Source organism: Pseudomonas borbori, from assembly GCF_900115555.1.
GTDB lineage: Bacteria > Pseudomonadota > Gammaproteobacteria > Pseudomonadales > Pseudomonadaceae > Aquipseudomonas > Aquipseudomonas borbori.
In genome coordinates this window covers 43,095-53,185 of the sequence record NZ_FOWX01000034.1, presented here as the reverse complement: position 1 = coordinate 53,185, position 10,091 = coordinate 43,095, and the positions used below count along the sequence as shown (strand labels likewise).

At 58.2% G+C, this 10,091-nt stretch carries 9 protein-coding genes and 2 pseudogenes; 4 read left to right on the top strand and 7 right to left on the bottom strand.

The genetic code is table 11. The features are described 5' to 3' along the window. Positions 1-308: integrase core domain-containing protein (locus tag BM315_RS20235; RefSeq protein ID WP_141123985.1), on the top strand; the 308-nt coding region annotated here is incomplete at its 5' end. 426 nt (positions 309-734) lie between these two features. On the opposite strand, the gene BM315_RS20225 is transcribed toward BM315_RS20235, so the two are convergent. Further along, positions 735-1,640: a LysR family transcriptional regulator gene (locus BM315_RS20225; RefSeq protein WP_090504813.1), complete on the bottom strand. Its 906-nt coding sequence runs from the start codon at positions 1,638-1,640 to the stop codon at positions 735-737. Positions 1,641-1,780: 140 nt separating this feature from the next. Between BM315_RS20225 and BM315_RS20220 the strand changes: the two genes are divergently transcribed. Further along, the gene (locus BM315_RS20220; protein ID WP_090504810.1) at positions 1,781-2,524 is read left to right on the top strand and encodes an SDR family oxidoreductase; all 744 of its coding nucleotides are present in this window, start codon (positions 1,781-1,783) and stop codon (positions 2,522-2,524) included. A 229-nt stretch (positions 2,525-2,753) separates the two neighbouring features. On the opposite strand, the gene BM315_RS20215 is transcribed toward BM315_RS20220, so the two are convergent. The 3 genes and pseudogenes from BM315_RS20215 to BM315_RS25280 form a co-directional block, all read right to left on the bottom strand. Further along, positions 2,754-3,407: an XAC2610-related protein gene (locus BM315_RS20215; protein ID WP_425287799.1), complete on the bottom strand. Its 654-nt coding sequence runs from the start codon at positions 3,405-3,407 to the stop codon at positions 2,754-2,756. 172 nt (positions 3,408-3,579) lie between these two features. After that, positions 3,580-4,121: pseudogene (locus tag BM315_RS20210) on the bottom strand (LrgB family protein). Then, positions 4,118-4,303 (bottom strand): annotated as a pseudogene (locus tag BM315_RS25280) (CidA/LrgA family protein); the annotation flags it as partial. The pseudogenes BM315_RS25280 and BM315_RS20210, both read right to left, overlap by 4 nt. A 494-nt stretch (positions 4,304-4,797) precedes the next feature. Here BM315_RS25280 and BM315_RS20200 point away from each other — a divergent pair. Then, entirely contained in the window at positions 4,798-5,781 is a 984-nt protein-coding gene (locus tag BM315_RS20200) for an LLM class oxidoreductase (protein WP_090504804.1), read from the top strand. Positions 5,782-5,836: 55 nt separating this feature from the next. Here the strand turns inward: BM315_RS20200 and BM315_RS20195 are convergent, their stop codons facing one another. Both BM315_RS20195 and BM315_RS20190 read right to left on the bottom strand, forming a co-directional pair. After that, positions 5,837-6,145, bottom strand: coding sequence for a putative quinol monooxygenase (locus tag BM315_RS20195; protein ID WP_090504801.1), 309 nt, complete (start codon positions 6,143-6,145; stop codon positions 5,837-5,839). 84 nt (positions 6,146-6,229) lie between these two features. Continuing rightward, positions 6,230-7,237 (bottom strand): zinc-binding alcohol dehydrogenase family protein, encoded by a 1,008-nt coding sequence (locus BM315_RS20190; protein ID WP_090504798.1) that lies wholly within the window; start codon positions 7,235-7,237, stop codon positions 6,230-6,232. Positions 7,238-7,346: 109 nt separating this feature from the next. Between BM315_RS20190 and BM315_RS20185 the strand changes: the two genes are divergently transcribed. After that, on the top strand, positions 7,347-8,237 hold the full coding sequence (locus BM315_RS20185; protein ID WP_090504796.1) for a LysR family transcriptional regulator: 891 nt from the start codon (positions 7,347-7,349) through the stop codon (positions 8,235-8,237). 20 nt (positions 8,238-8,257) lie between these two features. Here BM315_RS20185 and BM315_RS20180 read toward each other — a convergent pair whose 3' ends face one another. Then, positions 8,258-10,039 (bottom strand): monovalent cation:proton antiporter-2 (CPA2) family protein, encoded by a 1,782-nt coding sequence (locus tag BM315_RS20180; RefSeq protein WP_090504793.1) that lies wholly within the window; start codon positions 10,037-10,039, stop codon positions 8,258-8,260. Positions 10,040-10,091: the final 52 nt, after the last annotated feature.

Genomic DNA, 10,091 nt, shown 5'->3' with positions numbered 1-10,091 from the left:
TCCACTCGGATCAAGGGTCGCAGTATGCGAGCCGTTTATTTCGCCAGAGGCTGTGGCGTTATCGAATGCGTCAGAGCATGAGTCGTCGGGGAAATTGCTGGGACAACGCACCGATGGAGCGTGTGTTCCGCAGCTTGAAAACCGAATGGATACCGACCCTGGGTTACAGAACTGCCCATGAAGCCCAGCGTGATATCAGTCATTATTTGATGCATCGGTACAACTGGATTCGACCCCACCAACTCAATGGTGGGCTGGCCCCAGCTCAGGCCGAGAAAAAGCTTAACGTCGTGTCCGAGATTAGTTGACCACTACATATTACGCAATCAACGCAAATGATAGGTACTTCCTAAGCCACGCTTATCTTGGCCGCTTCGAATGCAGAGGGCATGCTTCGGGCGCTCGCGTATCACCCATGAAGGAGTCACACGAACGGATCACGCTTTCGCTCAACTCCGCTGTGGCCACCTCGGCTTCCAGGCTCTTGAGCAGCAGGGTGCTGCCAATAGCGCGGCGAGGCAGTTGCCGACTCTCGTGGCGATTGCGCTCCCGCTCGCGAATGGTGGCGGCGGAGAAGATGCAGTTTCCCCCGGCGGCAATCTTCAAAGCCCGCAGACAGCCATACAGAACGCCGGGGCGATACTCCACCTGCTGAGGCGAATGCGTGCATTCGAGGCCAAGACAACACACCAAGCGGCCAACATCAATTGAGCTGATCCAACTCCAGCTGTAACTCAGCCGCAAGGAAATCGTTGCGAGTCCCGAAATGCGTCAGTCAGATGATCGAACACTAGGCGCACTCGACGTGGTACGGGCCCCTGCTGTGGGCGGTAGATGAACAAGTCCCAGGGTGGCGGGGCAAGGTCGTCCAGCACCCTTATCAGCCTGCCGCTGCGGACGAAGGGGCTGGCCAGGTAGGACGGGATCTGGCCAAAGCACGCGCCGGACAGAATTGCCTCCAACTCGGTATCGGCGTCGTCGCAGATCAGCACCGGTTGCCGGGGGCTGAAGCTCTGGCCGTCGGCAAACAGCCACGGCCAGGGTCTGCCATTGCGTTGGTCGATCAACGCCGACACCGGACAGGCGTCCAGCGCCTGAGTCGAGCGCGGCACGCCGGTCCGGTTGATCAGTTCCGGGCTGGCAACCACATGCATGGGAACTGGTGCCAGTGCCTTCGCAACGTAGCGACGGTCGCGTATCAAGCCAACCCGGATACCGATGTCGATCTGAGCCTCCACCGAGTCAGTCATCTGGTCTTCCAACCGCAAGTGGAACTGCAGGTTCGGATGAGCCGCCATCAGCGGCTGCAGAAACGGAATCAGGTAGTGTCGGCCAATGGTTTGCGGTGCGGTGATCCCGATACGGCCTGAAAGCTCGGGTTCACTGCGGTGTGAGCGAAACAGTGCATCGAAGTGCTCGAGGGCCGAGCGGGCTTCCTGCACATAGCCCTGGCCAAAGGCGGTGATGTGCACCTGCCGGGTATTGCGGTGGAACAGCGGCTCGCCCAACTCAGCTTCCAGCGCCTGAACGGCGCGCGTGACCCCCTGCGGAGAAATGCCCAACCGTGTGGCGGCTTCGCGAAAACTGCCGGACTCGGCAGCGGCGCAAAAGATCCTGACCATCTCCATGCGATTGAGCATGGGTTACCCCTTCTATTCCTGAATTAGGAATAGCTTAATCCAAACATTTCCATTTATTGAGATTTGCTGTGGATCTACTGTGCTCGCAGGCCAGGAACATCTCCCGGTGCCATCCAACCTGTCACGATGAGGTTCGCAACATGAGCAACAACATTTCCGGAAAAGTGGTGATCATCACTGGAGCCAGCAGCGGTTTGGGCGAAGCCACGGCCCGTCATCTGGCGGCCCTCGGGGCTCGGGTCGTCCTGGCGGCGCGTCGCAAGGACAAACTGGATGCCTTGGTAACGGAGCTGGTGGCCGCAGGTGGCCAGGCGGTTGCCTACCAGACCGATGTCACCTCCCAGGATGATATCAAGGCGCTGATCCAGGGCGCGGTGGACACCTTCGGCCGCCTCGACGTGCTGGTCAACAACGCCGGTCTGATGGCTATCGCGCCCCTGAGCGAGGGGCGTGTGGACGAGTGGGACCGCATGATCGACATCAACATCAAGGGATTGCTGTATGGGGTTGCGGCCGCGCTGCCGGTGTTCCAACAGCAAAACAGCGGTCATTTCATCAATATCGCCTCGGTCGCCGGCCTGAAGGTATTCAGCCCAGGCGGTACGGTCTACAGCGGCACTAAGTTCGCAGTTCGCGCTATTTCCGAGGGGCTGCGCCATGAGGTTGGCGGTCGTATTCGGACCACCACCATCGAGCCGGGTGCCGTCGATTCCGAGCTCAAGTTCGGTAGCTCCCACCAAGCCAGCCGCGATTTCGTGGTCGACTTCTACCAGCAGGCCATTCCTGCCGAGTCGGTGGCACGCGCTATAGCCTTCGCCATCGAGCAGCCTGCCGATGTCGACATCAACGAGATCGTGCTGCGCCCGACGGTGCAGGAGTTCTAAGCCAAGCAAGGCACCTGCGGGTGCCTTTGCTGTCAAACCTGCAAGGGCAGGAATACGCGATGCAGACAGAACAGATGGAAGCCTGTAATTCTGCAGGGCTATGCCGACGGAACACTGGCGAAGACACTGCCCCCAAGGCGACCTCGTAGTCGGGGCAAGTGCTGACCAGCGTTAAGGCCAGTAACGTCAACCCGATCGACTAGGCCCTCAGCAGCTCGCCCAGGCGTAACTACTCCTGCTGCGGGTTCTGCTCGCTGCACATATCAGGATTCTCACTGAGCACTACGCGCTTGATACGCCCACTATCGAAGAAGGGCACCTCGGGACAAAAGCGCTGGCCGACTGACGTCTCCGTTTGTTTCCAGGCTATTTCTTCGGTTCGCAAAAGGGTCGCTTTCTGTCCGTTCTGGCTGGGCTGCCAAATGTCGATATACGTGCGTTCTAGAAATACCCAGGCATCGATGTCGCAAGATTTCGGATCAATCTGACGCAGCTTCAACGAGCCATCGCTTGCTTGCTCGACCCGTCTGGCGAAATCGATTTCACCATTTTGATAGCTAGGCATGACGTAGCAAAGACGCCGTTCTGTTCCGTCCATCAGCGGCAGGAAGTAACTGCTCTGGGAGTCGATTTCTTCGACGTCTCCATCCGTCCAGCGATAGGTTGAAACGCCGTGCTCGCAGCAACTGGCTCGCCAGTAGGAGTAGACGATCCGACGAACCGGGTCAAACTCGGCCGAACTGATGTCCTGCAAACCTGCAGGAGCATCCACGAAGCGGCCCGTGGCCACATCGTACAGCCAGGTCTGACGAGGGATGTTCGGTCCAGCGGGGAGAAACATGGCGAGACTTAGGTCAGGCCAGCCATCGACGTTCGCGTCAATCAGAACGGGCGTGAAAACGCTGCAGGTTCCCTGGGACTCGGTCTCCAGGATCTGGATTAGTGCGCCATCCCTGTTATGTGGGCGGGCCTAACAGTATCCATAATGCCGCTCGCCATCGTTCCGTGCTGCTACTGTCTCGGTCACTGCATTGAAGCCCGATATGGTCCTGGGCTCACAATGTAAAGACTAGAGGCAACGCAAGCGCAGTGAGTATCCCCCAAAGGCTCTTCGCTAAAGCGGCAAAAGCACCGCACTCCTCACCCTCTTGCAAAGCATGCGCAGTTCCGATCGCGTGGGCGTTAATGCCGTAACTCAGGCCCGTGCAGCCGGGTGCTCTACCCCAGCCCAACCCAGCAGCAATCCGATGGCCATGGTATGGCCCATCGATAATGCACCGCCCACCCACAGAGTAATCATGATCGGCCAGCACAGCTGACGAATGCGCCGAATGTTATGTTGCAGCGGCACGGCCAGCGCCACGGTGGCGGGGCCGAGCAACAGTGCAATAGGCTCAGCACCTGCGCGATAGGTACCGTAGTCCACCCAGCACAACAATAGTGTGCCAACGACCAGAAGCATGGACACCAGCACGGGCTGCAGCACCAATAAACCGCTGCGTCGGTAAAGCCACCCCGCCACCTGAAAGGCAGCCAAAGTCAGGGCTATGGGGAACAAGGGATGATTGATCAGGCTTAGCCAAACGACCCTGCTCACTGCCTAGGCTCCTGACGCCGGATCAGCTTCTGTAACAGCCAGCCGCAGAGCGGCACTGTAACGCTCAGTGACAGCACCAGCACCGCAGCAATCAGCGGCAACTGGTCAAATAACACATCGCTGCTGGTCATAATCCCGGAAGCCGGCACCATCAAAAGTAGCGGCAGATAAGAAAAGCTTAAAAAAGCGGATCAGCTGATCATTGGGATTCTCTGTAGAAAAAGCACTCACTCTCCGAGCCTCCCTGGAGCGTTCAAACCGAACGCATGGATTGGAATCCAATAGCCGGGATCGAGCATGCGGTGTCGAACAGCACTGTGCTAACAGCTGCCTCGTGAACAGATCATTTGCGCCCGCACCAATCGTAGTGACGACGATTCGTGTGGTTCACTGCAAAACCGCCTACGCTTCTTGAATGAATCCCCAGGCCGTTGCTGAGGTACCAGTATCGGGCTGGAGCGATCTGCTTGCCTTTGACCACCTGTTCATTGCTAATCCGGACCTGCCCGCGCGTATTGCCAGCAACTGGCCCATCAATCCGGTCGCCCCGACCAGCACGTACGCACAACGGGTAAAGGCTACACGCACTACCCCACCTGTCGTTCTCAGGCGACCGATGCCGCAGCACCTCTGGAAATGGGGCGCTGTTCAGGTTCTCCCATTGAGGAAGATTAGAATGTATCTGCCGAGCACGATTCCTTATCAGCAGCATCGAGGGTTCAGCCGAACCTTCACTCCGGGTCATTTGAGCCTGGGATTGTTCTTCCCTTTGGAGGCCTTCGGTGGGGACATTCCGAGCATGCTCAACCAGGTCGCATTGGCCAAACGAGCAGAGGAGCTGGGCTTCTCCGCGCTCTGGTTTCGCGACGTGCCTCTTCGGGACCCTAATTTCGGCGATGTCGGCCAAGTCTTCGATCCCTGGGTTTACCTGGGCTATATGGCGGCTCATACGTCAGATATAGCGCTTGGCAGCGCATCCATTGCCATCCCTTTACACCATCCTCTGCACACGGCCAAGGCGTCAGCCAGCGTCGATCAGTTGAGCGCAGGTCGCTTGATTCTGGGCGTAGCCTCCGGCGATCGCCCAGTGGAGTTTTCAGCCTTTGACGTCGATCCCGAAAGGCGCGGAGAAGTCTTTCGAGAGCACTACGAGGTGATTCGCCGAGCCTACAGCACCAGCTTCGAACCCATCCGCTGGAGCGGCGGTGAGCTGCGCGGCGCAGACCTCATTCCGAAACCCACAACCCAAGTGATTCCGATGCTCGTGACCGGACATAGCCGCCAGTCACTGGATTGGATCGCGCGCGAAAGCGCCGGATGGATCAACTATCCACGCGCGCCGAAAATGCAGCGACTGATCGTGGAAGATTGGCGGATGGAGGTCATGAAGCAATGTGGTTCCGTCTATAAGCCCTTCACTCAGTCGCTTTACATCGACCTCAGTGAGAACCCGTCCACGCCGCCCACTCCCATTCATTTGGGGTTCAGGCTCGGACGCGACCACCTCCGGGCTTTGCTGGAGTCGCTTGAGGAAATCGGGGTGGACCACGTTATCCTCAATCTCAAGTACGGAAAGCGCCCTGCGGCGGACGTCATTGAGGAGCTGGGCACTCACATCGTTGCGCAATTCGGAGTAAAGGCGCGTCCTGGAGCAAATTGATCCGCCGGCCGCGTCCACGCCCGGCCGAGGTGGTGCGGCTCAACAGGCTGAATGATCAGGCCGATACCTGTTCAAGGAATATCAGTTGCAACGGCTCTTGCAGCAGATCATCTGCCGTGGCGGCAAAGCGCTGAAAGTAAGACATCGAAAAATGCGCATCCAGCGCCGCCTGATCCCTGAAAGCCTCGCGCATGTAGAAAGTGCCCTGCTCGTCACGCTGCTCGAACAACACATAATCGAGATTGCCCGGCTCTGCGCGGGTCGGCTCTATCAGCGTCAGCAATTCTTCTTTCAATGCCTGTTCTTTGCCTGCCTTGGCCTTGAGCACGGCAATTGATACCAACACGTTACTGGACGTATTCATCGTCAACTCTCCAACATAAAAAACGGCAAGTGATGCCGCAGGCGGTTCAACGGGCCCGCAGGCGAGCCCGTCTGATGAGTGAAATCAGAAACCTTCGAGAACGATCTTGCCCCGGGCCTTGCCGCTCTCGATCAGCGCATGGGCACGACGCATGTTTGCCGCATTGATCGCACCAAAGTGCTCGCCCACGGTAGTTTGCAGAACACCTTGGTTAATCAGAGCGCTGACCCGATTGAGCAGGTGATGCTGATTAATCATGTCCGGGGTTTCGTACAGCGAGCGGGTGAACATCAGCTCCCAATGCAATGACAGCGACTTGCGCTTGAGCGGCATCACATCGAGGGTTTCGGGATCGTCAATCACACCCAGACGCCCCTGTGGCTTGAGCACGTCGATCAGTTGTGCAAAGTGTTGTTCGGTGTGGGTCAGGCTGGCGACATAGTCGATCTCCGGCACACCGAGCGCTTGCAACTGTGCGAGCAGTGGCTGGCTGTGATCGATCACGTGATGCGCGCCCAACTGCCGCACCCAATCAGCGGTTTCCTGGCGTGAGGCGGTACCAATGACGGTAAGGCGGGTCAACTTTCGGGCCAGTTGCACCAGCATCGAACCGACGCCGCCAGCCGCTCCAGTGATCAACAGGCACTTGCCCTCCCCCGTACCCTCGACGACACCGAGCCGGTCAAACAACAATTCCCAGGCCGTGATCGAGGTCAATGGCAACGCTGCCGCATCGGCGGCACTCAATGAATGAGGCTTGTGCCCGACGATCCGCTCATCGACCAAATGGAATTCGCTGTAGCTGCCGGTGCGGGCAATCGAGCCGGCATAGAACACTTCATCGCCCGGCTGAAACAGCGTCACTTCAGCGCCGACCTCGCGGACAATGCCTGTGGCGTCCCAGCCGAGGATTTTCGGTTCTTTTGTGAAAGTTCCGGCGCGCACCTTGGTATCCACCGGATTCACTGATACCGCGCGAACTTCGACCAGCAGATCCCGAGGGCCAGGCGTGGGCAGCGGGAGACTGATGTCGATCAATGCTTGTGGATTGTCGATGGGCAACGCGTGCTGGGTAAAGCTGATGGCTTTCATGGAGACTCGCTGTCGAAGGGTTGATGCATTCACTTGCGGCAATCTTCGACTTCCCATGGACAAAGAAAAACAAGCAGAATGCGCCAACACTTTCACTTCAGGAGTGAAAATGATCCGCATCGATGATCTTGGTTTATTCATCCGCAGCGCCGCGCTGGGCAGTTTCACCGCAGCGGCGCTGGAGGCTGATCTGCTGCCTGGTCAGGTCGCTGCCGCCATCAAACGTCTGGAGCGCGAACTGGACGTGCGCCTATTCGCCCGTACGACGCGCAGCCTGCGATTGACTGCCGAGGGCGAGCAATATCTGCCCACCGCCCACTCAGTGCTAGAGACCCTGCAGCAAGGCAAGGAAAACCTGCGGGGTGAGAACGCCACGCTGCGGGGCGTGCTGCAAGTGACAGCGCCGTCCGATCTGGGGCGCAACATACTGCTGCCGTGGCTGACGCTGTTCCGCCGTCAGCATCCTGAATTGACGTTGCGTTTTTTCCTGTCGGACCAGATGGCCAATCTGTTTCGCGACCCGGTGGACGTGGCGATTCGCTACGGTCCAAATGAAGACGCCAACTACGTGGCACTGCCGCTTGCACCGTGGAACCAGCGGGTGCTGGTTGCCTCGCCGGAGTATGTGCAACGCTGCGGTTCTCCCCAAACACCGGATGACTTGAGCAAGCATGCCTGCCTGCTCTATCTGCAAAATGGCCGGGTCTACGACAAGTGGAACCTGGGCGGGCAAACCGTGCAGGTTTCGGGACCGTTGTTCAGCGATGACGCCGATGTCGTGCGGCGCTGGTCATTGGAGGGTGAAGGTATCGCCTACAAATCCTGGCTGGATGTCAGTGCAGATATCGCCGCAGAGCGTCTGCTTGTGCTGCTGCCGGATTATCCTGGCGAAGCGTCACCGTTGAGTCTGGTGTGCCCGCACCGCAAGCAGATCAGCCCTGCGGTTTCTCAGCTTCACACGTGGCTGAGTAGCCAGTTTTCTGCTCTGGAGCGCAGTTGAACCGATACTGTACTTGATGCTCACTGAGTATCCCGCGCTTCATGGTTCGGCGGATCAATGCGTTCAATATTCCCCAGTACCAGCGCTCGCCCGGCAAACAGGCCGCCCGCTGTTTCCAAGGCAAAACGTTCGGCATCGCGCTTGCGCACTTCGTCGATCACTGCGTCGGCTTCGTGCTCAGACGCACCCAGAGTCAGCACGGCCTGACGACCGAGCAGCAGGGCGGCCTCAAAGGTTTCCCGCACTATGTAGTCGGCGTCGTGTTTGACCAATTCCAGCGCATGTTCGCGGTCAAAAGCGCGCACCACCAATTTCACCTGCGGGCAGTAGTGCCGCGTACTTTCGACAATGCGTGTCGCGGCTTTTTTATCATCCACACAAATAATGATGGCGCGGGCGTGATGGGCACCGGCAGCGTGCAATATTTCATGGCGGGCACCATCGCCGTAATAGACCTTGAATCCATAGGGTGTCACGGCGCGGATGACCTCCGGATTTATATCAATGATAGAAATTTTCGCTCCCTGGGCGAGCGGTGCCTGGCAGGCAATCTGCCCCACTCGGCCAAAACCGATGATGAGTACATTGCCTTGCAGATTGTGTGCGGCTTCCACACCGTCCATGGAAACGGTCTGCACGCGCGCAAAGCGTTTGTACAGCAATACAGTCACCGGCGTAATGGCCATGGAGAGCACCACAATAGCCGTCATATTGGCGCTGACTTCAGGGCTGATGACCCTGAGTTTGAGCGCTTCGGCAAACAGCACAAAAGCAAATTCGCCCCCCTGCGCCATAAGCACGGCGCGATCCAGTGCGTCGCTATGGCTGCTTTTCGCGAGGCGCGCGACCCCATAAATGCACAGCGCCTTGACCGTCATCAGCGCCAGCACACCAGAGGCGATGAGCATCCAAGCCTTGGCCACCACCTGCAGATCCAACGACATACCGACGCCGAGGAAAAACAGCCCCAGCAGCAGGCCGCGAAATGGCTCTATGTCGGCCTCCAACTGGTGGCGGAAGGTGGATTCCGACAGCAGCACACCAGCAACGAAAGCCCCCATCGCCATTGAAAGGCCGCCGATTTCCATCAGCAGCGCGGCGCCCAACACAACCAGCAACGCAGCGGCAGTCATGACCTCGCGCGCTTTGGCTCGGGCCAATACCTGAAACAGAGGATTGAGCAGCCACAAGCCAATGGCCACCAATGCGCCCAAGGACAGGGCTGCGATACCTATGCGCTGCCAAAGGGGTGACGTGGGCTCATGCACCAATTCGGTGGGTGCCAGAAATGCCACCACCGCCAGTAAAGGCACTATCAACAGGTCTTCAAACAGCAAAATGGACACTATGTGCTGCCCCCTCGGCTCGGTTATGTCACCGCGCTCCGAGAGGACTTGCATAACGATGGCCGTGGATGTGAGTACAAAACCCGCCGCGCTCACAAATGACACCTGCCAAGAGAAACCAAAGGCCATGCCGACAAAAGTGAGCAGAAAAGCACAGACCACCACCTGCAGGCTGCCCAGCCCAAAGATCTGCCGACGCAGATCCCATAGGTGCGAGGGTTTCATCTCCAGTCCAATCACAAAAAGAAACATCACCACACCCAACTCGGCCACCTCAATGATGGTGTGAGGGTCACTGATCAGTTGCAGTCCGAAAGGGCCAATGATCAGCCCCGCCGCCAGGTAACCGATCACTGAGCCGAGCCCGATGCGTTTGAACAGCGGCACTGCCACCACGGCAGCGGCAAGCAAAGTGACGACAGCAAATAATTGTCCTGCATTGCCTTCAACGGCCATAGCATTGACCCTCATCCCACATCAGAACCGGTAATGCGTCCACGGCCAGGCG

What these genes read in the sequence shown, in the direction of transcription:
- BM315_RS20225 (WP_090504813.1), bottom strand. Translation starts at nt 1,640, where the DNA reads ATGCTCAATCGCATGGAGATGGTCAGGATCTTTTGCGCCGCTGCCGAG.
- BM315_RS20195 (WP_090504801.1), bottom strand. Translation starts at nt 6,145, where the DNA reads ATGAATACGTCCAGTAACGTGTTGGTATCAATTGCCGTGCTCAAGGCC.
- BM315_RS20220 (WP_090504810.1), top strand. Translation starts at nt 1,781, where the DNA reads ATGAGCAACAACATTTCCGGAAAAGTGGTGATCATCACTGGAGCCAGC.
- BM315_RS20190 (WP_090504798.1), bottom strand. Translation starts at nt 7,237, where the DNA reads ATGAAAGCCATCAGCTTTACCCAGCACGCGTTGCCCATCGACAATCCA.
- BM315_RS20185 (WP_090504796.1), top strand. Translation starts at nt 7,347, where the DNA reads ATGATCCGCATCGATGATCTTGGTTTATTCATCCGCAGCGCCGCGCTG.
- BM315_RS20180 (WP_090504793.1), bottom strand. Translation starts at nt 10,039, where the DNA reads ATGGCCGTTGAAGGCAATGCAGGACAATTATTTGCTGTCGTCACTTTG.
- BM315_RS20200 (WP_090504804.1), top strand. Translation starts at nt 4,798, where the DNA reads ATGTATCTGCCGAGCACGATTCCTTATCAGCAGCATCGAGGGTTCAGC.